A 22,105-nucleotide genomic window follows, 5' to 3' on the forward strand; every position below is an offset into this window, starting at 1 on the left:
AAAAAATATATGCCGAAATACTTATTCATATTCCTCTTTTTTACAACAATTTTAAGTGCTTGTGATAATATAGAATTTAGCCCTAATCAAGCTTTTAATAAAAATAGCCCCACAAATTTAAATCATAAAAACCTAGCATTACTTTATCAAAAACCAGTTACCTCAGATACACTAAGATTTATACTTAGTGGAGACACTCAAAGAGCTTATGACCAAGCTGTTGATTTAGTAAAGGAAGCCAATAACATCCCAAACCTAGATTTTCTAATCATTAATGGAGATATTTCTGATTTTGGCCTCTTACAAGAGAAAGAATGGATTTATGATATTTTCAAGCAATTAAAAGTCCCTTATATCGGAGTTGTAGGCAATCATGATTTGATTGCCAATGGTGTATTGGTTTATCAGAGAATGTTTGGCGATTTTAATTTCAGTTTTACCTATAAAGGCATCAAATTTATTTGTCATGACACTAATAGCAGAGAATATAATTTTAATGGAAAAGTACCAGACTTAAACTGGATAAGAAAAGAGCTACAAAATACAGATGATGTTGAAGGAATTGTATCTGTAGCCCATATCCCACCAAGGTCAGGAGATTTTGACATGAATTTAAGAACACCATACGAAGAATTATTAAATAGCAACCCAAAAACTATTGTTTCTCTACATTCTCATGAAAACGATAATGCGGCTTATTTCCCTTTCGAAGGAAGTATTCCCTTTATTGTATCCGAAGCTGTTGTAAACCGAGAGTTTTTGTATGTGGAAATCGCAAACGGTAAACTTATTAAATATGAGAATATTAAGTATTAATATAATTATCGTTTTCTTATTAGCAAAAGTAGCTACAGCTCAACAAGATACGATGCAAACCAAACATTGGTTAATACCAAAATCTGTAATTACGCAATACGCAGGAAGTATAGGGTATTTAAGTGCAGGAGTTGGTTATAACTTAAATAAAAGTGGTAATAGCACATTAGATATACATTATGGTCATGTACCTGCTTCAAAAGGAGGCAGCCTACATATTGTAACAGCAAAATTTGCTTATCGCCCATTTCATGTTAAAATCAATCAGCATACTACCCTAAGCCCACTAAATCCAGGCTTCTTTTTATCTTATCATGCAGGTAGTAATTTTGATTCGACATGGGATGATAATAACTATCCAAAAGGCTATTATTGGTGGTCAACAGCTTTTAGGCCACACCTATCGTTAAGTACAGAGCTAAGCTTAAAATCGGAGAAAAAACTCAAGTCAATAGGTATCAAGAAATTAAGTTTTTATAGTGAGTTCAATACAAATGAACTTTATTTTGTTAGCTTATTTCAAAATTCAACATACTTAAAGCTTCATGACATTTTTAAACTAGGTTTTGGCAGTAGAATTTATTTTTAAGTAATTAATTGCCCTTAAGTTTTTATTTATCAACATTTTACAATCAAAAACAACCTCTTCACTATCTGACAATAAAGTACAGATGGAATGATTTTTGTGGTAAACGATTTAAATAATTAATGAAAATTTTTCTAAAATAACTCCAACATTTTCACACAATTAACGTTAAATCAGACAAAGTTTTATTAGCTTTGCAAGCTTTCGTTATTCAGAAAAATAGAGCATATACAATAAATAGATGAGACAACTCAAGATTACGCAATCCATTACCAATCGTGAATCACAATCATTAGATAAATATCTTCACGAAATCGGAAAAGTTGATCTAATTACAGCAGAAGAGGAAGTAATCCTCGCACAAAAAATCAGAGAGGGCGACCAAGCAGCCCTAGAACGTCTTACAAAGACAAATTTACGTTTCGTTGTTTCCGTAGCAAAACAATACCAAAATCAAGGTCTTACCCTTGGCGACCTTATAAACGAGGGTAATTTAGGCTTAATTAAAGCCGCAAAAAGATTTGATGAGACTAAAGGTTTCAAATTCATTTCTTATGCAGTTTGGTGGATTCGCCAATCAATCTTACAAGCTATTGCAGAGCAATCACGTATTGTACGTTTGCCGCTTAACCAGGTAGGTTCTTTAAGTAAGATTAGTAAAGCGTTCTCAAAACTAGAACAAGAATATGAAAGAGAGCCATCTCCAGAAGAACTTGCTGACATTTTAGAAACTACGGTTGACAAAATTTCAGATACGCTAAGTAACTCTGGTCGTCACGTATCTATGGATGCGCCGTTTGTACAAGGTGAAGAAAATACACTTCTGGATGTACTGGAAAACGATAACCCAGATACGGATAGCATGTTAATAGATGAGTCTTTATCTGAAGAAATCAAACGTTCTTTATCAACTTTAACAGAAAGAGAAAGAGAAATTATTGTTCTTTTCTTTGGTTTAAGCACCAACCATCCGCTTTCTTTAGAAGAAATTGGCGAGAAATTTAACTTAACTCGCGAACGTGTTCGTCAGATTAAAGACAAAGCCTTACAAAGACTTCGTCATACTTCAAGAAGTAAAATTTTAAAATCTTATTTAGGATAACTATCTTTTTTAAGAATAAACATTCAAAAAGACTGTCTCCAAAAAAGGCAGTCTTTTTTGCTTCAAACCAATTTTAAAAACTGTAAATGGTATTTACCCTCAATGCAGATATGAACCTATCCTCCCCCCTAAAAGACTCTTGTTGGGTAAATTGGTAAAACGGACTAATTTTTAACTCTTTTCTTAAAGAAAACTGAAACCCTATGTGGATTCTATTCTGATCAAAATGAGAACCCACCGCATTATTTCTTGAGTTATACATGATTTCATCTCCAAAAATTAAGCTTAAATCATTTTGCTTATTAAGCTCTAATAATTTTTTTACCAAATTAATCTGAAATCTAACTCTTAAGTTGGAGCTTAAGTTAGCGTGTTCATCAAAATATCTTTGCTCAATTCTTAACCTATTAACAGTATTAAAAGGTCCTAAATTCCTTTTATAATTAGCTTGGATATAAAATCTATTTTCTTTGCTATAAAAAGTTTCTTGGGATGTCTCAAAATATGCGTATCCAATACCTAATTCTAAGCTTTTGTTAAAATTGTATTTAACATCTGGCCTTAATAACCAAAGCTGCTCTTGATTAAAAAAACCAGTAAAACGAGGCATATACTCTACAGACATAGCAAATTTAGAGGTAAGTTTTTTAGCTATTCTAAAACTCATCCAGTTTTCTAGAGGTTGCGCTTCGGCATAAACATTGCTAAACAGAAATATATAAAACAGAATTATTTTTTTTGAAAACATCCAGATCATCCTAAAAATTTGCAATTTACAATCAGCAAATTTATTTAGGCCTAAACCATAGCTATATTTTACAAATGAAAGATATTCCTTTAACCGTTAAAAGATCCATAGAGCTTTTAGGATTAGTACTCATCATGACCGTTATCTTTTTAGGTAGCGATATTATTATGCCCTTATTGATGGCCTTTTTCATCAGCATTATGCTGTTACCAGTTTATCGTTTCTTCAAAAACTATAAATTTCCAGACATTATTGCTATCATCATCCCCATCATCACTTTACTAATTATTATTGCAGGACTCATTTGGTTTTTATCTTCTCAAATAGCTGTTCTGGTTGATGATTTCCCTCAGATTAAACAAAATGTAAACACCCATTTAAACTCTTTAAGCTATTGGATTAATAAAACCTTCAATATCTCATCTAAAGAACAAATAGATTTTATTAATGAACAAAGCAATAAACTATTGAGCTCTGCCGGTAATATCCTATCTGGCGCAGTAGGCTCTGTTTCTGGTTTTTTCTTGTTCTTTGGACTTTTACCTATTTATATTTATCTATTCCTGTTTTATAAAAACTTGTTCCTAAGATTTATTTTCATGTGGTTTAGAAATGATAGCCATGAGAAAGTGAAAGAAAGCCTTAAAGCAACTGAAACTATCATTAAAAGTTATTTAATTGGTTTACTGATACAAGTAACCTATATGACTATTCTACTAGGTGGCATTTTAATGCTCATTGGCATTAAACACGCCTTACTGATTGGGGTTATTTTTGCGCTCTTAAATCTGATCCCCTATATAGGGGCCTTATTTGGTAACATCATTGGTGTTTTGCTTACGCTAACATCATCTGAAGAGTTATGGCCAGTAATAACAGTTCTGGTTGTTATTGCTGCTGTACAGTTTTTAGATAATAATATTTTAATGCCGAAGATTGTAGGCTCAAAAGTCAAAATAAATGCTTTAAGTGCTATTTTAGGTGTTATTATAGGTGGTACGCTTGCTGGTATATCAGGTATGTTTTTGGCCTTACCTATTATTGCCGTACTTAAAATTATTTTTGATCGCTCAGAAATGTTTAAACATTGGGGCGTTTTACTAGGTGATGATAAACCAGAAGAAAGCCCCATGAATTTAGGGAAAACTTAAATTTTCATAAGCTATTTAGCAACAACCCCATTTAACAATTGAAAAGTTGCACCATCAGGATTTTCATTAATTTTTAATTTCCCTTTAATGGTGATAGGCTTATTGGAGAATTTTACTGGGGTATCCATCATCACCTCTAACATTTCTGGGATATCACCCTCGCCACAAAACTGACATTGCATAATGGGTAAAACAGATAGTAAAAACGTTTTGTGTAAAGCAGCAGTTTTAAGAGGAACGATATATCCCGGTAAGGTAATAACTGTTCCGTTTAACGCCATTAAAGGTGGCGGAAAATATGGTTCATAATTTCCTGTAGCATTTTTCTTAATGGTTCTGGTACTTAGTAAATCCCAATATTTATTCATTAAAGGGATGTGTTTAGGTGCTTGTGCAAAAACAGATGAGTATGTAGCTACTCCAATAAAAAACAATAAAAATAAAACCCTTCTCATCAATTATTTAAAATTTTGGCAATATCATAACGGTAAACTTGTATAGCTGGTATGATAGCAGCTATAATACCCAATCCAATACCAGCCCATAAAACATAAAATTCATCATTTAAGAATAAATAGCCAGAAAATAAAACTTGTGATGCTCCATCTAAACTACCTAAAACCTCTACTAATATATGCCCAGCAGCTAAACCTAACAAAGCACCAATAAAAGTAAGTATAACACCTTCTATCAGCATCATCGTAAAAAGCTGTTGTTTTGAGGCGCCTAAGATGCGTAGCACAGCCAAATCATACTTACGCTCTTTAAGTGAAGAGAATAAAGTGATAAAAACACTAATAGCAGCAATAACCATAATTAAAATGGCAAAATAATGTAAAACATCAAAGCCTATACCTACCAAAGAGAATAAACGAGCGCTTTCTATAGCTGGCGATGCTGCCTGTAAATTGGTTTGCTCATTGATCATTTTAGGGAATAAAATGGTTGATACCGGAGAACGATATTGGATTAAAATAGAGGTAATATCTTGCTCTTCTTCAACAATTTCTTCATGATGATGCATGCCCCAAATACTAGACAATGGTGTAAGCACCAATTGGTCGGCACTAGTATGTTGTTTGCTTAAAATACCTACTACTCGGTAGGGATGTTCCTCATGTACTTCTGCCCCAGTAGTTAAACCATGTGAGCCGTAAATAAGAGCCCCTAATTTTAAATTCTTAGCTTTGGCAACATCGGCACCAATAACAATTTCAAAATTTTTACTCCAAAGTTTACCTTCTGCTATTTGTAATTGATGCAATTGTAAAAAAGATGGCTCGGTACCTACAATCCTATAACCTTCATAACTATCGCCCAAAGCAATAGGTACAGCCGTTTTAACCATTCTATTTCGCTTAATTTCCTCAAAGTTCTTTAAAGGAATATTACCCGTTGGGAAATCAATAAAATAAACGCTACTTAATATCAATTGTAAAGGACTGCCTTTGGCACCTACAACTGCATCAACATTTGCTGCATTACGTTCTAATTTTTGCGTTAGCTGATGAGATACTAAGATGAGTGTAGTGATGATAGCCATCCCAAAAGCTACCAACAATACACTCAAAAAAGATGATAGCTTTTTAGCTTTTAATGCTTTAATACTTATCCCTACAATCGTCATAACCTAAATTTGATAAGTATTTGGGAAACAATCTTTAACTCTTTTATCATGTGTTGCGATAATTAAATCTGCCTGATTTGCAGCTGCCTGGGCTAGAAAAAGATCTAAAACTGCTTTAGCATTTTCATCATCTAAACTTGATGTAGGTTCGTCTGCGATGATATATTTGGGCTTGTTTAAAACTGCCCTGGCAATAGAAACTCTTTGCAATTGTCCCATACTTAATTGTTTGGGATAATGGTTTAGCCTATCGCTAATCTGTAATTGTTCTAAAACTTCCAAGATGCGATTTTTATCTTCTTTAAGCTTGGCAAATTTTTGTGCTACCCGCAAATTTTCTGAAACAGTTAAACTAGGTATGAGATATGATTTTTGAAAAACAATACCCAAATGTCTAGCTCGCCATTGGTCTAAATCATTTCCTTTAAGTTGATACAAATCTTGTTGATTGATGTTAACTGTACCAGAAGATGGCTTTAATAAACCCGTTAAGATATTTAGTAGCGTGGTTTTACCACTACCAGAATTACCTAAAACAAGGCAATGCTCATCAGATTTAATGGTTAAATCTTTAAAATGGATGGTTTTAGTATTAGGATAAGTATAAGTTATTCCGCTTAAGGTTATCATACTATCTAGCTATTTAATTTACAAATAAGCAACTTTTAAGGCTTAGAAGTATCATCTATTTGTTGAAAAACAAAAAGCTTAACGCATAAAAAATGCCGGCTTAACCGGCATTTTTGATTTATAAGATACTTCTTGAAATCCCTAATTCTAATCCTCTAAGTTCTGCTAATCCGCGTAAGCGACCAATAGCAGAATAACCCGGATTGGTTTTCTTAGTTAAATCATCTAACATTTGATGACCGTGATCTGGCCTCATCGGGATGTTTACTTGCCTTTTTTGCATTAATTGAACAAGCTCTGCAACTACAGCATACATATCTACATCACCCTCTAGGTGATTATCCTCATAAAAATCACCAAATTCATTTCTTCTGGTGCTTCTTAAATGTAGGAAGTTGATACGCTCTCCAAACTGGCGAACCATTGCTGGTAAATCGTTATCAGGTCTTACACCAAAAGAACCTGTACAAAAGCATAAACCATTGCTTAAAGATGGTACAGCATCAGCCAAAGCTTGAATATCTGAAGCGGTACTTACTACACGTGGTAAACCTAAAATAGCGTAAGGTGGATCATCTGGGTGTATAACCATTTTCACACCGCATGACTCGGCAACTGGGATAACCTGCTTTAAGAAGAAAATTAAATTTTTACGAAGTTGAGCAGCATCAATACCAGCGTATTGGTCTAATGCCAATTGGAATTTCTCTACCGTAAAGCTTTCTTCGCTACCTGGTAATCCAGCAATAATATTTCTTTCTAACAAAGCTTTATCAGCATCACTCATGGCAGCAAAACGCTCTTTAGCTCTGGCAATTTCATCGGCTGTGTAATCTTGCTCTGCTCCTTTCCTTTTCAGGATAAATAAATCAAAAGCAATAAAAGCTGCTTTTTCAAATCGTAGCGCTTTAGAACCATCAGCAACAGTAAAAGCTAAATCTGTACGTGTCCAGTCTAAAACTGGCATAAAGTTATACGTAACCGTATAAATACCGCAAGCAGCTAAGTTTTGAAGAGATTCCTTATAATTTTCTATATGCAATAAATAATCGCCGGTTTGGGTTTTGATAGCTTCTGATACAGGTACGCTTTCTACAACGTTCCAAACTAAACCAGCATGTTGTACTTCTGCTTGTCGTTTTTTGATTTCTTCAACTGTCCAAACTTGTCCGTTAGGAATATGATGAAGTGCTGTAACAACCCCCATGCATCCGGCTTGTAGAATATCTGATAAGCTTACCGGATCATTTGGACCATACCAACGCATGGTTGGCAACATTTGATATGACATTTAAACTAAATATGTAAATTAAACCCCTCCGAAAGTAGCAAAACCACCATCAACATTAACAATTGTACCTGTTACAAATTTAGAAGCATCACTTAATAACCAAATTAAAGCCCCTTCTAGTTCTTCTGCTTTACCAAAGCGTTTATACGGAGTTTGTTTAATAACTAAATTTCCTCTATCTGTATAGCTACCATCTTCTTTGGTTAGTAAAGTTCTGTTTTGCTCTGTTAAGAAGAAACCTGGCGCAATAGCATTCATTCTGATTTGGTCTTTATAACGATTAGCCAGTTCTACTGCAAACCATTTGGTATAAGAATCTATCGCTGTTTTTGCCATGCTATAACCTAAAACCTTGGTAATAACACGTTGTGAAGCCATAGAAGATATGTTAACGATACTACCGTTACCGGTTTTAGCTATCTCGGCACCAAAAACTTGTGTAGGTAAAACGCTTCCAAAAAGGTTAAGATCTAAAACTTGCTTTAAGGCTGGAATATCCAACTTAAAAATATCTGCTGATGGGTCTATCACGGCACCGGGCATATTACCACCAGCACCGTTTACCAAACCATCTATTTTACCAAAGGCTGCTAAAACTTGTTCTTTTGCTTTTAAAAGGCTCTCTTCATTTAAAACATCCGCAACTACAGCTATAGCTTTACCACCTTTAGCTTTAATAGCTTCTGCTCTTTCTTTTGCCACAGCCTCATTTCTCCCTAAAATAGCAACGCTACCACCCGCTTCTGCAATAGCGTTTACAAAAGACTCGCCTAAAACACCTGTTGCGCCGGTTACAATAATTACCTTACCTTCCAGAGAGAAAGGGTTATTTTTGTTCATCATCATATTATCATTAAATTGGTTTTGTGTCTTTTAGTTGACGAATGCGAAATTATAAAATTAAATGAATTGGGCATTAATTAATTGAAATTAAGCAATTGATACAAAGAATATTATTAAGATTTCAAAAGCTGAATAATGTTTTGATAGGTTTGACTAACAGCCATAGCAATGATAGCTAATGAATCCCCTGCATACACCTCTCGGTATGCTATACTTTTATCCAGATAAAGAATATGAGTAAAAATTGTTCCTACTGGCTTATCTGTTGCCTCGCTACCTCCTGGGCTACATAAGCCTGTAATAGCCACAACCATATCTGCATGTATGAAGTGTTTTAAGCCTATAGCCATTTGCCTGGTAACCTCGGCAGATTCTGGCGTATAATGCTCAATTAAGGCATCGCTTACGCCGAGATATTGCTTTTTCAAATCGCCATCATAGCAAACTAAACCGCCTTTGAACACAGCGCCAGAACCCTCTACTGCCCCTAAACCTGCACATAAAGCTCCTGAGGTTACACTTTCTGCAAAAGCTATGGTTAACTTTTTATCTTTTAACAATTGGCAGCATTTTTTGGCTAATTCCTCCATGGTTATGGATTTACAATTTTAAAGCCAACACTTCCCTACTCTATCAGTAAAGAATCTTCTGTATCATCCGTTAAGCTAAATTGGTTATTATCTGTCCCGGCAATACCTTCTACAGAACCATGGATGTGGGCTGCGTTTAACATAACTTTTTCCAATTGCTTTTCGCGAGCTTTCCATAATTTCTCCATAGCATCCCGTTCTCTTTGGATGCTCATTTTCATGCTTAGGAAACCTTCACGGATAGCTTTCCATTGCTCAGCAAATTCATTACCCGTAAGATAATCATACAACATGTGCATTTTATCTCCTTTATTTTCTTGAGAACGGGCTACTCCTGCTATTTTGATGATACCATCTCTTAATAAATGAGCAACTGCTTTAACTTCCGCAAAAGAGCAAATCCAAACGCCGTCTCTTTCGCCAAAGCAATCCATGCCTTTTGGATAAACTTGGCTAACAATAACCGCAACATCTACTCCAGTACTGCGCATATCTCTTTTGAGTTTTTCTATCCATTCCATAGAAAAATCTTTGGTACGCTTACTTTCATAGATGATTTTACCACAATCTTGCCCAAATTTATTACGTACCAATTGTACGCAATCTGCTCCACGAACACCTTTCCCTACTTCTGAAATTACATCAAAAGGGAAGCTGTTTTTTAAGAGTTCTTCTAAAATAAGTTCCTGAACCTCACCTTGCAATTGCATAGAGCCTTGCTCGGCTTTTCTACGCATTTCTTCTGCCAGCTTCTTCTGATCCTCAATTTGCTTTTCTAATTCTCTAACTTTAAGCTGGTACTCGGTATCTTTCACACTATTTTTTTCTGCCTCTTGTTTTCTTATTTGCTCCACAAGCTCTTGACGCTGCTCTTGCAACTTTCTTTGTAGCTGAATTTCAAGTTCTGCTTCTTTATCTTTTAAGGACTGTTCTTGTTTTAAAAACTCTAATTCCTTTTGGCGGGCAAGCTTTAATTTCTCTTCGTTTTCTTTATTATTTTGTTCTAGCAAAGCCAGTTTGTTTTCAAAATCGTTAGCAATTGCCTTACGTAAATTTTCTTCTACATTTTGCTGCAACAGCTTTTTTTCTTGTTGTAAGCGTAGCTCAAAAGCTTGCTCCTGCTGTTGTTTCTCTTTAGCAAGATCTTCTAGTTTCTTCTTAAATTCCTCATCCTTTTGCTTTGTAAAAGAGAGCATTTTTTCTCTCAATTCCTTCTTATACTCCTCTGTCATAGCTTCTTCCATAGGAAAAACATGAGCGCAGTTAGGACATTTAATTTCTGTAGACATGAATAATATTTTGATGTTAGAATTTACAAATTTACATCGCTAAAGCTAAAAAAAATAGCAAATTATACCTAATGCTTGTAACTATTTTAAAAGCATGAGTACAGAAGCTAGTAAAGTAATGGCAATGATAAACCAGCGGAAAGTTTTATCGGTTAATTGTTTTACAACGCTTATGCCTACATAAGCACCTAATAAAATGGCAGGTATGGTTAAAAGGTTTAACACAAAACCATCCCAATGAATGGTATGCCACACAAAAACATGAAACGGAACTTTAAAAACATTGATAACAAAGAAAAACCATGCTGTTGTACCTATAAATGAGTTTTTATTAAGCCTCATCGACAAAAAATATACTGCCATTACGGTACCTGCTAAATTTCCTATCATAGAAGTAAAACCTCCGGCTATGCCCATAGAAGCGGCAAAAGCGGGATGTTTAGGAATTTTCTCTCTGTTTGTTCGCTCCATCCAAATCATTACGATAACACTTAAAACAATGATAATAGCCATAAAGGCTCTAAAAATAGCATCGTTTATATAAGCACCTACCCAAGTACCTAGAATAATACCTACTGCTGCCCAAGGAAATAATTTCTTTAGATAAGACCATTCTGCATGGCGGTGGTAATATATAACCCCAAAAATATCGGCTATAATGAGCATGGGTAAAATAATACCACTTGATGATTGTCCACCAAAATAGATAGCCATAACTGGCACAGAGAGCATACTGGTACCATGAATACCGGTTTTAGACATTCCAACTAAAAATGCCACTAGTATAATTACCCAAACTTGGGTGATATCATAAGAAAAGGAAAAAATCTCTATCAAAACGCCTAGGTTATGAGGAACAAAACAACTAAGAATTTATGTTATAGAAGAATTTATTTTAGGATGTTGAGCTTCTAGTGGCAGAGAGAAATAAAAAGTAGAACCTTTACCTAATTCACTTTCTATCCAAAAATTGCCATCATGTCTATGTATAATCTCTTTAGAGATAAACAAACCTAAACCCAAACCTTGAAATTGCATAGCTGTTTTATCAACCCTAAAATAACGATCAGATATATGTGCGATATGATGATCAGAAATACCTATACCATAATCTTGTACAGCTACAACCAAGTGCTTATCATGCACTTTAGAAGTTACGCTTACCTCTTTAGCATTGGGCGAATATTTGATAGCGTTTGATAAAAAATTATAAATAACCTGCTCTATCCTAAATTTATCTCCACAAAGATTAACTTTTGCTGATTCTACTAAATTGATTTGATGTGTAGGCGAGATATTTTGAATACTGGCAATACTTTCTTCAAGCATTTGATGAAAATCAAATGATTTAATATGGTAAGTAAGTTTACCGGCATTTATTTTAGAAACATCTAACAAATCTGCAATTAAAATCTCTAATCTTTTTAAGTTTTTAGAAGCTTTTAACACAAATGGATAAGCCTTATCATGTTTATTTAATGATTTTTCTATCAATTGAATAAAAGCTTTCACACTGGTTAAAGGAGTTTTAAGCTCATGACTAGCAATACTTAAAAATTCATCTTTTTTAGCTGATAATTCTTTTTCTGCTTGTTGCACCAATTCTTGTTCTGTGATATCAATAATACTCCCAATAAATCCGGCAAACTCCCCGTCTATATCATAAGGATTTGCTTGCGCATACACCCAACGTAAAGCACCATCGGCTCTTTTAAGTTGAAATTTGTCTTGATATGATTGTTTAGTGGCTATTGCATTTGCCCAGCCTAGTTTACGCTCTTCATCGTCTACAGACGGGATAGCCTTTCTAAATCCTTCACCTAAACTTTCGGTTACGCTAAGTCCGGTAAAAGCTGTCCATTGTTTGTTAACATAAACGAAATGACCTTCTGCATCAGACTTCCAAACCATAAAAGGTGTTTCGTCTGCTAAAGTTTTGAAATATTCTTCGCTGTCTTTTAACTGCTTAAGTTGTTGTTTTTGATCATGAATATCGCTATTAGAACCTACCCAAACCAGTACTTCATTCTCCTTATTTTTTAGCGGAACTCCTTTAATCAAATGCCAACGAAATTCTCCTTTTGTATTTTGAAGACGAGCTTCTATAGTAAAGTTCTGGTCGTATTTCATGGCTTGCGACCAAAGTATCTGAACGATAGCTTTATCTTCTGGATGTACAGTATCATACCAACTCCAACCATTTGAAGATGGTTGACCTACATAATCTAGCCAAAGTTTATTGACATAGATAAGTTCTTTACCACTAGCAGAAGTCATCCAAACTTTTTCAGGCATCGTATCGGCCATGGATGCAAAACGATCTTTACTTATTTCCATTTCTTGGTTAGCCAAAACCAAATCTGTTACATCAAAGCCAAAAGTAGCGATACCGTCTACCCTACCTTCATAATCATAAACAGGTGTTATTAGATAATCTAAATAGATATTTTGCATTTCGCCATGTTCATTCTTATATCTGGCTTTATGGCGTTTTCCTTTAGCAGCTATGCCTGTTTTATAAACCTGTTCACTTATCTTTTTATCTTCATCGCTCACTAAATCTGGAAATAGCTCTTCAGGTGTTTTCCCTAAATAATCCTCACGTTGGGTAAAATCTGTAATGGCTTTATTTACAAAAGTATATCTCAGCTCAGGACCTCTTCTTATCAATATGTAAGCCGGAGCATTCATGAAAACAGATTTAAATTCTTCTTGCTGGCGTTTGATAATATTGTTAAACTGCTTGGTTTTTATATCAACCTCTTTTTTTGCAGAGATATCTATCACGTAAGTAATGGCATCTCCTCTTTTATCATTTAACAACCTAGCAGCACCTACTAAAACCCACACTTTACTACCATTTTTATGATAATACTGTTTTTCAAAAGGTAAACACTCCCCTTGCTCTTTTAATTGTTGCAGCGCTTGAAGGGATTCTTGCTTAAACTCTGGAGGAGTTAATTGATCCCAACGGATAAAACCATTTTCTAATTCTTCTCTGGTATAACCAATAATATCCAAAAAAGCATCATTAGCATCTAAAATTAAACCGTTAAAATCTGATATGAGAATACCCAATACATTAGCATCGTAAATACGCCCAAATTTATGCTCTGCACTTTTAAATTTATACTTAGCATTTTGTATAGTAACGCTGATGGTTCTTCTAAGTAATAAGAAAAATGAAATAGCTGCTACCATTAGAATAGCTATAATAATTTTAAAAATTATTAAATCAAGGCTATCTATAAAAAATAAAATAACGGTAATAGAAATAATGAAAAGAAGTGCTACTGATGCTATCTCAAGGGTTTGGTAAACTTTCTTTTCATTCATAAGCTAAGAATAGTTAGAGCTATCATCAAATAAATTAGTTTTTTTATACTGTAAGAAAATTAATGATTTATGATATATATCACTAAAATTATACCATATTGTGATATAATATAATCTATTTAAGGCATACTTTTAGATATATTTAAACATTAAAATATATATGTTATGATTATACAGGTTAATACAGACAACAACATTGAAGGTAAAGAGAGATTGAACGAATACGTTAAAGGTGTAATAAGCGAAAGCTTAGACAGATTTAGCGGTCATATTACCAGAGTTGAAGTGCATTTAAGTGATGAAAATGGGCAAAAAGAAGGCGCTGATGATAAGCGTTGTTTATTAGAAGCAAGGGTTGAAGGCCTAAAACCGGTAGTGGTTACCAACTTTGCAGAAAATTTACATAAAGCGGTAGACGGCGCCATCAATAAAATGAAAAGTGCTTTAGATAGTGCTATCGGAAAAATAAAAGAACATTAATAAACTATCTTTCTTTAAGGTGTTTAAATTTCATCAACGTAAGGTTATCTTTTTTGTTACCTTACAGCAAATCTTTAGATTTATGAAATTTAAACACCTTTTTATATAAAAATAGCTATGGCGAAAACTAAACTTACTGTAAATAATAATGGTTCTTTAAAAGTAGAAGGCGACTTTGAAATTGTAGATAAAGCCGGAAATGTGTATCATTTAGGAGGCAGAGAAATAATTTCTTTATGCAGATGTGGCTTATCTAAAAATAAACCTTTTTGTGATGGTGCACATAAAGGTCATTTTGAACACGATGCTACTGCTTTTGACCTTCCACCAAGAAATGTTTAAAATATAAAAGCAGCCTAAAAAAATTAGGCTGCTTTTATGACTAACATCTAAGAACAAAAAATTATTGTGCTCTTCCTGTTTGTTTATCCTTTTGTCTTCCGATGATGTAACCCGTACCAGCACCAACAACCCCGCCTATTGCAGCACCTCTACCATCTTTTTTATCTACTAAAATACCAGTTACTGCGCCTGCACCTGCACCAATAACAGCACCTTTTGCGGCAGAGCTCCAACCTTTTTTCTCTTGTTGTGTAGCAACAGTATTATTTCCTGATGATACAGAAGATGAAGATTTATAATTGCTATTACGAACTTCTTCTCTTGCGGCAGCTTTGGCTGCTGCTATTTCTTCTGCTCTTTTCGCTTCGTCTTTTCTGGCTTGTTCTGCCCTTTCAAAGCTATCTAATCTTAAGCTATCCCTGATTATTTTTACAGAATCTTTAAAAGTATAGGTTTGATTACCCTGATTGTTTTTTGCGTTACTATTACATGCAGATACCGCTACGGCAACTGCAAGCGACATGATGATTAGTTTCATATTCTTTAATTTATTTCTAATTTTTGAGTTAATCTAAATGTTCAGATTACCCATAGACGTAAGAAAAAATAGTGCCAACTTATAAAAGTATTTGATTACTTAGCTCTTTATCAATAGAGATGTAACCAGGATATTTGATTTGCTGATGGCCAATGGTTATGGTTGGTTTAATTTTTATGGTTACTAAACCTTTTCTTTCTTGATTCGTATTTAGAAAATCAAACACTTCTTGCTGAATTTCAGGGTCTGCCACTAACTGATAGATATTTGCCTTTAAATGAATAGGAACTTTTATAGTTGATCCTGGGGCTATACTAATTTTCTGATCTACTAAACCAGAAATCAGCTCCCTGTCTTTAATTAATATGATATAGTCAAATTGATTTATTGATGCTTGTTTTGCAGTAGGATTACTAATCTGAAGATTTACTTTACCTGTTAAGGGAATATTTTTTCTTAAAAAACCTAGAGCAACGCTTGGAAGTTTAGCTAAATTGATTTCATCTGCTGATGAAAATTCTTTTATAGCTAATCCAGCTATATAAATACTATCAGCAGAAACTATCTGGTATTTACAATCTTCAAGGGCTTTTAATTCTCTTTTCTGCCTGTTTAAACCACAAGCTGATAGGAGTGATACCAAGGCAATAAAAATAACAGCTTTATATTTCGGATTCATGATTTTAAAATTTGAAGTATAACGCTTTGGATCTAAAAATCATATTTTGATTATTCATCTTCCAACTTCCCTTTTTGAGGATTGTCATATTCTTCTGAAGTGCCAGTAATAGGTGGGTGACCCTGAAACTCTGCATTAACATCATCAACCCATTGTTCTTTATTAGTGGGTTGGTGTTGGTTTTCATCTTGCGGATGAAAGGGAGCTCTTTCTAGGGGTTCTTGTTCTGGAATGTCTTCTGTAATGATTTTATTTTTCTGTGGTTTCATATCATGTTTTTCAGTATCAAATACAAAAACACGACCAATATTAGTTCTTTATAGCTGTAATTCTTTTGGTATCCCGATCCATACTTTCAAAAATCAAATGCTTTTCATCAATTTCTATGATAAGAAAAGGTATAGCTCTTTTTTGTCCGTCTGGCAATATTTCATCATAACGGATGATATCACCATCTAAAACAAATGTACCTTCTGATAATATTTTTCCGGAAGATATAATTTTAGCTTTAGCACTTTTTTCAAAAATAATATAAGGTTTATCAGCTTCAAGTTCTTCCCCTTCTATAACGATAACAGGATTTTGTCTTACAAACTCAACTTTTTGATAAAGCCATTTTCCCTCAATTTGCGCTGTTTTTACGCTTTGTTTACAGCTAAATAATAAAGCAATGCTTATTAAAACGATGTATAATTTATAGTTCATTTCTATTTGCTTTATGGCTACGTATCATAGCTCCAAAATCCATCTCAAATTCCATAGCTTTTACAGTTTGCATCAATCTTTTTACTCTGGTAGGGTCTGTTTTTGCTTCGTTAATCCAGTTGATAAAGTAGTTACGCTCTGCTTTACTTAGCTTCATAAAGTTAACTGTAAACTCGTCTTGTTCTGCCAAACAAGCTTTTAAATCCTCCGGAATTTCTATTTTAAAATCAATATCTTCTGCTAAAGATAACTTAACCATAGCTCCATTTTCTTTAGCAATTGCTTTTCTAATGGCTTGTTTTAAAGGTAGTATATAATCTCCGTCGCCAACAGGTAAAAGCGCCAAACCGCTAAACTTATAATGGTCTATTTCTCCTTTTACTCTAAAACTAACTTTACAAGATGGTTTTAACTCGGCAGCAAGATGCTTAGGAATATCGATATAAGTCCAACCGGTTTTATCGCCCATTTTACCGTATTTTTTAATGAGCGTATCAAAAGTAATCATCTATACTAAAGTATAAATTATTCAGAAATATCAATGTTTAAATTGATATCTAAGGCTTAATCCCTGATAGTTAAAACCCATAGCTGGTGTAAGCGATAAATTTGTTTGGTTGTTTTTTTTATGCAACTGAGGCACTAAAATACCTGCTCCAGCACCTATAGCATAACCTAAAATATTATCAGAGAGGAAGTGCTTACCCGCTTTCAGCCTTAAATAACCTACTGTAGCAGGCACCGCCGCGGCAGCTGCCCAAACATAAAGTTTTGCTTTAGAATCAGGGTTAAAATCCTGAAAAACTTTAGCTACAAAAAAAGATGCGGCAGCTGTTGCGGCCGTATGCCCAGCAAAGAAAGAACGTTGGGCATCTTTATCTATACGATCTGCAGTGGGCAAATTGGTATTGTAAACCAAAGGTCTACTACGATCTACTAAACCTGCTGTTAAGGTAAATGCTGCACCGGTAACCGCCATAGTTTCAACAAATAAAACCATAACTTGCCCGGTATGAGAGCGCTGATTTTTATTTAAGAATGCCATAATAGGAGCAGCTGCAAAAGAAGCGTAAAAAGGAATGTAACTGTCTTTATCGGCTTTATCAGAGAAATTACCGGCAGTACTTCTGTCTATGAAAAAAACGTCTTCTTTGTTTAAAGCATTTAGCTCGGCCAAAGTAAGCTCATCTTTATTTTTAATGACGCTAAGTCCTAAAACATTTAGACCAACTAAACCTGCTACTATAGGAGCGTCTGTTTTAAAACTGGTTTTATAGGGAGATGTTTTTTCTTGTGCCCATGATGTTTGAAACAAGAATGGTAGAGCTATAAGTAGTGTATAAAAAGATTTTGAGTTCATATTTTTAATTTTAGCCAAATTTGATTTTTTCTACTAATCAAACTATCTGCCAAAATTATTCAAGCGTAGCTCACATTTTATAAACTATTCCCAAACTTAGCGTAGTATAACCTCCTTTTAGGTTTTCATTTTTTATCAAGCCAAAATTACTACCACTGGTGTATTGTAAGTTAAGGTTCTTGCCAACCTTCATCCTGGTAAAGAAAATTGGCTCAATAAAAACATTGTTTTCTAAAGGTGCGTTAATATCATTAATAGTAAAATCTTTCATACTGATATAATTTACGCGTATGGCAGTACCATAACTTAGAGGAAATTTAGAACCAAATAATCTCAAATCATTCTTTTTATTTTTACTAAAGTTAACCTGAGCAAAAACTTTATTTAAAGCTGCATCCTGTATTTCTGTTACAACAGGTCCGTCAAAAGTTAAATCTTTATACACCCTTCTTGAGTTGCCAAAGCCAAAGCCGCCGTAAACTTCTAAAACACGCTCTTTTTGTTCACCAAAGGTTGTAAAATAGCCAGCACCTACTTCAAAGAAATCAGAAGTAAAATCTCTTTTATCTTTAACTTGGTCTACATAAGCACCACTAAATATTACCCCTAAATGATCTGAAACTGCATAAGCTGCATTAGCACTTATATTACCTTTTAAACCAATATGACCATCTACATTAAACTCGCCTTTGTTACGCAACATTGGGGTATTTGGCACATTGGGCAGGTAAAGAGAAGAACATGAAGTAAATAATAGTCCTGTTAATATTATCAAAAAGAATTTTAGCATATATGATATTACCATTTACAAGAATCCTAAACGAAAGAAAATAAACAATAGTTTATTTTCTAATTTTGATACTGCTTTTTTATGGTTTTTTGATAAATCTCATGATGGCAATATCATCCATTAAAAATGTTAAAGTATTTTCATTTACACTATAACGTGTTGATTTTTTCAAGCTTTCAAGAAATAATTGCTCTCCTTGTCCTTCGCAAAATCTTTTGGTTAATGCCATTGGAGTATTAAAATCTATACGATTATCGGTAATAACCAAAGCACCACTTAAACTATTACAACTGGTATTACCGTAAAGTTTATTACTTGCTACATCAAAGGTGAGTTGTGGTTTTTGGTTGGGATATAAACCCTCAAAAGCTATTCTAGGACCAGAGATATAATTAAGCTCCCAAGTACCATTGAGTTGATTTTTATCTTCTGCCGCCTTTTTAACAGCACAGGCACTGATAATGAATAAGAATAATAAAATGAAGTAGTTATGTTTTTTCATGATTTTTTATTTTAATAACAAATACAAGTAAAGAATAAATTTATCAAAACTTCTCTTCTATTCCTAAGCCAAATAAGGCGAAATCGTATTTTACGGGGTCGTCTTTATCTAACATTCTTAACTGATGGGTAAGCTCTAAAGCGGTTTGCCAATCGGTTTGTTTACGGGTAATTAAATTAAGTTTACGGGCTACCCTATCTACATGTAAATCGCATGGACAGATTAGCTGGGAAGGTTTTATTCTATTCCAGATACCAAAATCTACACCTTTATCGTCTTTACGGACCATCCACCGCAAAAACATATTTAAGCGCTTACAGGTAGATTTCTGTAATGGCGATGAGATATGTTTTTTGGTACGGTGAGGAAAATCTGGTAAAGAGAAAAAATAAGACCTAAAGAAATTGAGGTTTCCTTCAATGGTTTCAACTGCTAAATCTTCTTGTAAACAAACTGACGAATGGTTTTTAATTGGCTTTTTTAATTGCGGACTTTCCACATAAGCATCCTGATAAACTTGCTGTAATGGAAAAGGTAAAAACGCATCTTCTAAACTCTCAAAATTGCTGTAATGATGTTTAAAAAAATGGATAAAATATAAAGTATCAGTATAATTAAAGGTACGATGTTTAAAATGCTGAAATCTTTTTAAATCATGTTCTTGATGATGAAGGATAAAATCATAGGGAACACCATCCATTAAGTCAATCAACTCTTTACATTTATTAATGATGGTAACCCTTTGCCCCCAAGCCAAAATAGAAGCCCAAAAACCCATGATTTCTATATCCTGCTTTTTAGAAAATAAATGTGGGATACATATTGGATCATTAACAATAAAACCAGGTTGGTTATACTGCATTACCTTTTGATCTAAAAAAACTTTGAGATTTGTAATTTGAGACATTAGATGCTAGATAATTAGATTTTAGATAGAAGGCTTAAGAAAAAGAGTAGAATTATGATTTATTGCTTTAGGCTAATTCTACTCCTTTATTTGTAGACCATACTTTAGACAGCAGACTTCAAACTTCCGTCTTCCGTCTTTCTACGTTGTACTTTCAACTTTGCACTTTCAACTCCAGACTTCGGTCTTCGGACATCGGTCTTCGGACTTCCCACCCTAATAAGCCCTCGCAAATAATACTCTTTGGCTAGATGGTTTTCCTGTTACCATACAAACACCTTCCTCTTGCTCGTTATTTAAAGGAATGCATCTGATAGTAGCTTTTGTTTCTTCTTTAATTTTAGCTTCGGTTTCAGAAGTTCCATCCCAATGTGCGGCAATAAAGCCTGGCGTTTCGTCTAAAGCCTTTTTAAAATCATCATAAGAATCTACTTTTTTAGTATTTTCTGTTCTAAACTGTAAAGCTTTATGGTATATGCTTTGTTGAATTTCTTCTAATAAAAGCTCAATTCTGTCTGCAATACCATCTCTTGATACCGTTTCTTTTGTTTTAGTATCTCTTCTGGCAAGCTCAACAGTGTTGTTTTCCAAATCTCTACCTCCCATGGCTAAACGTACAGGCACACCTTTTAGCTCATATTCTGCAAACTTAAAACCTGGTCTTTGGGTATCACGGTCATCATATTTAACCGAAATTCCTTTTTTCTTTAAATCTTTGATGATTACATCAACAGCTTCAGATATTTTGGATAACTCTTCTTCTCCTTTATAAATAGGTACAATAACAACCTGAATTGGAGCTAATTTTGGAGGTAATACCAGCCCACTGTCATCAGAATGAGCCATAATTAAAGCACCCATTAAACGGGTAGAAACCCCCCAAGAAGTAGCCCAAACAAACTCTTGTTTACCTTCTTTACTGGTAAATTTTACATCAAAAGCTTTTGCAAAATTTTGACCAAGAAAGTGCGAAGTTCCAGCTTGTAAGGCTTTACCATCCTGCATTAAAGCCTCAATACAATAGGTATCTAAAGCTCCGGCAAAGCGCTCATTAGCGGTTTTTTTGCCTTTTACTACGGGTAAAGCCATCCAGTTTTCTGCAAAATCTGCATATACATCAAGCATTTGCTCGGTTTCTGCTATGGCTTCTTCGGCAGTTGCATGTGCAGTGTGTCCTTCTTGCCATAAAAACTCGGCAGTACGTAAAAATAAACGGGTACGCATCTCCCAACGGACTACGTTTGCCCATTGATTTACCAATATAGGCAAATCTCGATAAGATTGTATCCAACCTTTATAAGTATTCCAGATAATGGTTTCTGATGTTGGTCTAACGATTAATTCTTCCTCAAGTTTGGCATCTTCATCAACAATGATATTGCCGTTTCCATCATTTTTTAATCGATAATGTGTAACCACGGCACACTCAGTTGCAAAACCATCTACGTGAGAAGCCTCTTTTGAAAAAAATGACTTAGGGATGAATAAAGGAAAATAAGCGTTGCTGTGCCCTGTTTCTTTAAATTTTTGATCCAAAACAGCCTGCATTTTCTCCCAAATAGAGTATCCATAGGGCTTTATCACCATACAACCCCTAACGGCAGAGTGTTCTGCAAGGTCGGCCTTTGCTACTAATTCGTTATACCATTGTGAATAGTCTTCTGATCTGCTTGTTAATCCTTTACTCATGAGCTGATTTGGAATAATTTTTGTATTTTTATGATTGATTTTAATGCTCAAAGTTATAAAAATATTACACTAATAATTTTAGGTTTGATGCAACCAATTGTAAT

26 protein-coding genes are annotated in these 22,105 nt (G+C 34.2%); 6 read left to right on the plus strand and 20 right to left on the minus strand.

Annotation, left to right across the window (positions count from 1 at the left end):
• The first annotated feature begins 9 nt into the window (after nucleotides 1-9).
• From B2745_RS09885 to B2745_RS09895, 3 genes are all read left to right on the plus strand, one after another.
• Complete coding sequence (locus tag B2745_RS09885) at nucleotides 10-816, plus strand: metallophosphoesterase family protein (protein WP_304065929.1); 807 nt, start codon at nucleotides 10-12, stop codon at nucleotides 814-816.
• On the plus strand, nucleotides 797-1,405 hold the full coding sequence (locus B2745_RS09890) for a hypothetical protein (RefSeq protein WP_304065931.1): 609 nt from the start codon (nucleotides 797-799) through the stop codon (nucleotides 1,403-1,405). The genes B2745_RS09885 and B2745_RS09890 overlap by 20 nt, the downstream gene beginning before the upstream one ends.
• Nucleotides 1,406-1,643: 238 nt before the next feature.
• Nucleotides 1,644-2,504 carry a sigma-70 family RNA polymerase sigma factor gene (locus tag B2745_RS09895; protein ID WP_026904076.1) on the plus strand — a complete coding sequence of 287 codons (861 nt, stop codon included), beginning with the start codon at nucleotides 1,644-1,646 and terminating at the stop codon, nucleotides 2,502-2,504.
• 73 nt (nucleotides 2,505-2,577) lie between these two features.
• Here B2745_RS09895 and B2745_RS09900 read toward each other — a convergent pair whose 3' ends face one another.
• Entirely contained in the window at nucleotides 2,578-3,252 is a 675-nt protein-coding gene (locus tag B2745_RS09900) for a DUF2490 domain-containing protein (RefSeq protein ID WP_304065934.1), read from the minus strand.
• A 74-nt stretch (nucleotides 3,253-3,326) separates the two neighbouring features.
• On the opposite strand from B2745_RS09900, the gene B2745_RS09905 reads away from it, so the two are divergent.
• Nucleotides 3,327-4,403: an AI-2E family transporter gene (locus tag B2745_RS09905; protein ID WP_304065937.1), complete on the plus strand. Its 1,077-nt coding sequence runs from the start codon at nucleotides 3,327-3,329 to the stop codon at nucleotides 4,401-4,403.
• A gap of 11 nt (nucleotides 4,404-4,414) precedes the next feature.
• Here the strand turns inward: B2745_RS09905 and B2745_RS09910 are convergent, their stop codons facing one another.
• The 9 genes from B2745_RS09910 to B2745_RS09950 all read right to left on the minus strand — a co-directional run bounded on the left by B2745_RS09910 (nucleotide 4,415) and on the right by B2745_RS09950 (nucleotide 14,009).
• Complete coding sequence (locus tag B2745_RS09910) at nucleotides 4,415-4,858, minus strand: hypothetical protein (protein WP_304065940.1); 444 nt, start codon at nucleotides 4,856-4,858, stop codon at nucleotides 4,415-4,417.
• The gene (locus tag B2745_RS09915; protein ID WP_304065943.1) at nucleotides 4,858-6,030 is read right to left on the minus strand and encodes an ABC transporter permease; all 1,173 of its coding nucleotides are present in this window, start codon (nucleotides 6,028-6,030) and stop codon (nucleotides 4,858-4,860) included. Before B2745_RS09915 ends, B2745_RS09910 begins: the two co-directional genes overlap by 1 nt.
• Nucleotides 6,031-6,033: 3 nt before the next feature.
• Nucleotides 6,034-6,660, minus strand: a complete 627-nt coding sequence (locus B2745_RS09920) for an ABC transporter ATP-binding protein (RefSeq protein ID WP_304065946.1) — start codon at nucleotides 6,658-6,660, stop codon at nucleotides 6,034-6,036.
• Between the two features lie 118 nt (nucleotides 6,661-6,778).
• Nucleotides 6,779-7,951, minus strand: a complete 1,173-nt coding sequence (gene uxuA / locus B2745_RS09925) for a mannonate dehydratase (RefSeq protein WP_304065949.1) — start codon at nucleotides 7,949-7,951, stop codon at nucleotides 6,779-6,781.
• A gap of 18 nt (nucleotides 7,952-7,969) precedes the next feature.
• Complete coding sequence (locus tag B2745_RS09930; RefSeq protein WP_026904069.1) at nucleotides 7,970-8,794, minus strand: SDR family oxidoreductase; 825 nt, start codon at nucleotides 8,792-8,794, stop codon at nucleotides 7,970-7,972.
• A 113-nt stretch (nucleotides 8,795-8,907) separates the two neighbouring features.
• Nucleotides 8,908-9,384, minus strand: coding sequence for a CinA family protein (locus tag B2745_RS09935; RefSeq protein WP_304065952.1), 477 nt, complete (start codon nucleotides 9,382-9,384; stop codon nucleotides 8,908-8,910).
• A gap of 35 nt (nucleotides 9,385-9,419) precedes the next feature.
• The gene (locus B2745_RS09940; RefSeq protein ID WP_304065955.1) at nucleotides 9,420-10,673 is read right to left on the minus strand and encodes a DUF2130 domain-containing protein; all 1,254 of its coding nucleotides are present in this window, start codon (nucleotides 10,671-10,673) and stop codon (nucleotides 9,420-9,422) included.
• 81 nt (nucleotides 10,674-10,754) lie between these two features.
• The gene (locus B2745_RS09945; protein ID WP_304065958.1) at nucleotides 10,755-11,510 is read right to left on the minus strand and encodes a sulfite exporter TauE/SafE family protein; all 756 of its coding nucleotides are present in this window, start codon (nucleotides 11,508-11,510) and stop codon (nucleotides 10,755-10,757) included.
• Between the two features lie 36 nt (nucleotides 11,511-11,546).
• Nucleotides 11,547-14,009: a PAS domain S-box protein gene (locus B2745_RS09950; RefSeq protein WP_304065961.1), complete on the minus strand. Its 2,463-nt coding sequence runs from the start codon at nucleotides 14,007-14,009 to the stop codon at nucleotides 11,547-11,549.
• 165 nt (nucleotides 14,010-14,174) lie between these two features.
• Between B2745_RS09950 and B2745_RS09955 the strand changes: the two genes are divergently transcribed.
• On the plus strand, nucleotides 14,175-14,489 hold the full coding sequence (locus B2745_RS09955; RefSeq protein WP_026904064.1) for an HPF/RaiA family ribosome-associated protein: 315 nt from the start codon (nucleotides 14,175-14,177) through the stop codon (nucleotides 14,487-14,489).
• A 117-nt stretch (nucleotides 14,490-14,606) separates the two neighbouring features.
• Entirely contained in the window at nucleotides 14,607-14,831 is a 225-nt protein-coding gene (locus B2745_RS09960; protein ID WP_026904063.1) for a CDGSH iron-sulfur domain-containing protein, read from the plus strand.
• A 61-nt stretch (nucleotides 14,832-14,892) separates the two neighbouring features.
• Here the strand turns inward: B2745_RS09960 and B2745_RS09965 are convergent, their stop codons facing one another.
• The 10 genes from B2745_RS09965 to proS all read right to left on the minus strand — a co-directional run bounded on the left by B2745_RS09965 (nucleotide 14,893) and on the right by proS (nucleotide 22,001).
• On the minus strand, nucleotides 14,893-15,369 hold the full coding sequence (locus B2745_RS09965; protein ID WP_026904062.1) for a YMGG-like glycine zipper-containing protein: 477 nt from the start codon (nucleotides 15,367-15,369) through the stop codon (nucleotides 14,893-14,895).
• Nucleotides 15,370-15,448: 79 nt separating this feature from the next.
• Complete coding sequence (locus B2745_RS09970) at nucleotides 15,449-16,048, minus strand: hypothetical protein (RefSeq protein WP_304065964.1); 600 nt, start codon at nucleotides 16,046-16,048, stop codon at nucleotides 15,449-15,451.
• 50 nt (nucleotides 16,049-16,098) lie between these two features.
• Complete coding sequence (locus B2745_RS09975; RefSeq protein ID WP_304065966.1) at nucleotides 16,099-16,317, minus strand: hypothetical protein; 219 nt, start codon at nucleotides 16,315-16,317, stop codon at nucleotides 16,099-16,101.
• Nucleotides 16,318-16,357: 40 nt separating this feature from the next.
• Nucleotides 16,358-16,753, minus strand: a complete 396-nt coding sequence (locus B2745_RS09980; protein WP_304065968.1) for a hypothetical protein — start codon at nucleotides 16,751-16,753, stop codon at nucleotides 16,358-16,360.
• Entirely contained in the window at nucleotides 16,743-17,261 is a 519-nt protein-coding gene (locus B2745_RS09985; RefSeq protein ID WP_304065971.1) for a YdeI/OmpD-associated family protein, read from the minus strand. The genes B2745_RS09980 and B2745_RS09985 overlap by 11 nt, the downstream gene beginning before the upstream one ends.
• Nucleotides 17,262-17,291: 30 nt before the next feature.
• Nucleotides 17,292-18,113, minus strand: coding sequence for a phosphatase PAP2 family protein (locus B2745_RS09990; protein WP_304065974.1), 822 nt, complete (start codon nucleotides 18,111-18,113; stop codon nucleotides 17,292-17,294).
• 70 nt (nucleotides 18,114-18,183) lie between these two features.
• Nucleotides 18,184-18,816, minus strand: coding sequence for a hypothetical protein (locus tag B2745_RS09995; protein ID WP_304065976.1), 633 nt, complete (start codon nucleotides 18,814-18,816; stop codon nucleotides 18,184-18,186).
• Between the two features lie 166 nt (nucleotides 18,817-18,982).
• Nucleotides 18,983-19,405 (minus strand): META domain-containing protein, encoded by a 423-nt coding sequence (locus tag B2745_RS10000; protein ID WP_304065979.1) that lies wholly within the window; start codon nucleotides 19,403-19,405, stop codon nucleotides 18,983-18,985.
• Between the two features lie 43 nt (nucleotides 19,406-19,448).
• A complete protein-coding gene (locus B2745_RS10005; RefSeq protein ID WP_304065982.1) occupies nucleotides 19,449-20,312 on the minus strand; it encodes a TIGR02757 family protein in 864 nt (287 codons plus the stop codon).
• A 216-nt stretch (nucleotides 20,313-20,528) separates the two neighbouring features.
• The gene (proS, locus tag B2745_RS10010) at nucleotides 20,529-22,001 is read right to left on the minus strand and encodes a proline--tRNA ligase (protein WP_304065984.1); all 1,473 of its coding nucleotides are present in this window, start codon (nucleotides 21,999-22,001) and stop codon (nucleotides 20,529-20,531) included.
• Between the last annotated feature and the right edge of the window lie 104 nt (nucleotides 22,002-22,105).

The sequence above is a fragment of the Pedobacter glucosidilyticus genome, assembly GCF_002483235.1.
In the GTDB taxonomy this organism is placed as follows: Bacteria; Bacteroidota; Bacteroidia; order Sphingobacteriales; family Sphingobacteriaceae; genus Pseudopedobacter; species Pseudopedobacter glucosidilyticum_B.

Coding starts and splice junctions, on each gene's coding strand:
- B2745_RS09885 (WP_304065929.1), top strand. CDS start 10: ATGCCGAAATACTTATTCATATTCCTCTTTTTTACAACAATTTTAAGT.
- B2745_RS09890 (WP_304065931.1), top strand. CDS start 797: ATGAGAATATTAAGTATTAATATAATTATCGTTTTCTTATTAGCAAAA.
- B2745_RS09895 (WP_026904076.1), top strand. CDS start 1,644: ATGAGACAACTCAAGATTACGCAATCCATTACCAATCGTGAATCACAA.
- B2745_RS09900 (WP_304065934.1), bottom strand. CDS start 3,252: ATGTTTTCAAAAAAAATAATTCTGTTTTATATATTTCTGTTTAGCAAT.
- B2745_RS09905 (WP_304065937.1), top strand. CDS start 3,327: ATGAAAGATATTCCTTTAACCGTTAAAAGATCCATAGAGCTTTTAGGA.
- B2745_RS09910 (WP_304065940.1), bottom strand. CDS start 4,858: ATGAGAAGGGTTTTATTTTTATTGTTTTTTATTGGAGTAGCTACATAC.
- B2745_RS09915 (WP_304065943.1), bottom strand. CDS start 6,030: ATGACGATTGTAGGGATAAGTATTAAAGCATTAAAAGCTAAAAAGCTA.
- B2745_RS09920 (WP_304065946.1), bottom strand. CDS start 6,660: ATGATAACCTTAAGCGGAATAACTTATACTTATCCTAATACTAAAACC.
- uxuA (WP_304065949.1), bottom strand. CDS start 7,951: ATGTCATATCAAATGTTGCCAACCATGCGTTGGTATGGTCCAAATGAT.
- B2745_RS09930 (WP_026904069.1), bottom strand. CDS start 8,794: ATGATGAACAAAAATAACCCTTTCTCTCTGGAAGGTAAGGTAATTATT.
- B2745_RS09935 (WP_304065952.1), bottom strand. CDS start 9,384: ATGGAGGAATTAGCCAAAAAATGCTGCCAATTGTTAAAAGATAAAAAG.
- B2745_RS09940 (WP_304065955.1), bottom strand. CDS start 10,673: ATGTCTACAGAAATTAAATGTCCTAACTGCGCTCATGTTTTTCCTATG.
- B2745_RS09950 (WP_304065961.1), bottom strand. CDS start 14,009: ATGAATGAAAAGAAAGTTTACCAAACCCTTGAGATAGCATCAGTAGCA.
- B2745_RS09955 (WP_026904064.1), top strand. CDS start 14,175: ATGATTATACAGGTTAATACAGACAACAACATTGAAGGTAAAGAGAGA.
- B2745_RS09960 (WP_026904063.1), top strand. CDS start 14,607: ATGGCGAAAACTAAACTTACTGTAAATAATAATGGTTCTTTAAAAGTA.
- B2745_RS09965 (WP_026904062.1), bottom strand. CDS start 15,369: ATGAAACTAATCATCATGTCGCTTGCAGTTGCCGTAGCGGTATCTGCA.
- B2745_RS09970 (WP_304065964.1), bottom strand. CDS start 16,048: ATGAATCCGAAATATAAAGCTGTTATTTTTATTGCCTTGGTATCACTC.
- B2745_RS09975 (WP_304065966.1), bottom strand. CDS start 16,317: ATGAAACCACAGAAAAATAAAATCATTACAGAAGACATTCCAGAACAA.
- B2745_RS09980 (WP_304065968.1), bottom strand. CDS start 16,753: ATGAACTATAAATTATACATCGTTTTAATAAGCATTGCTTTATTATTT.
- B2745_RS09985 (WP_304065971.1), bottom strand. CDS start 17,261: ATGATTACTTTTGATACGCTCATTAAAAAATACGGTAAAATGGGCGAT.
- B2745_RS09990 (WP_304065974.1), bottom strand. CDS start 18,113: ATGAACTCAAAATCTTTTTATACACTACTTATAGCTCTACCATTCTTG.
- B2745_RS09995 (WP_304065976.1), bottom strand. CDS start 18,816: ATGTTGCGTAACAAAGGCGAGTTTAATGTAGATGGTCATATTGGTTTA.
- B2745_RS10000 (WP_304065979.1), bottom strand. CDS start 19,405: ATGAAAAAACATAACTACTTCATTTTATTATTCTTATTCATTATCAGT.
- B2745_RS10005 (WP_304065982.1), bottom strand. CDS start 20,312: ATGTCTCAAATTACAAATCTCAAAGTTTTTTTAGATCAAAAGGTAATG.
- proS (WP_304065984.1), bottom strand. CDS start 22,001: ATGAGTAAAGGATTAACAAGCAGATCAGAAGACTATTCACAATGGTAT.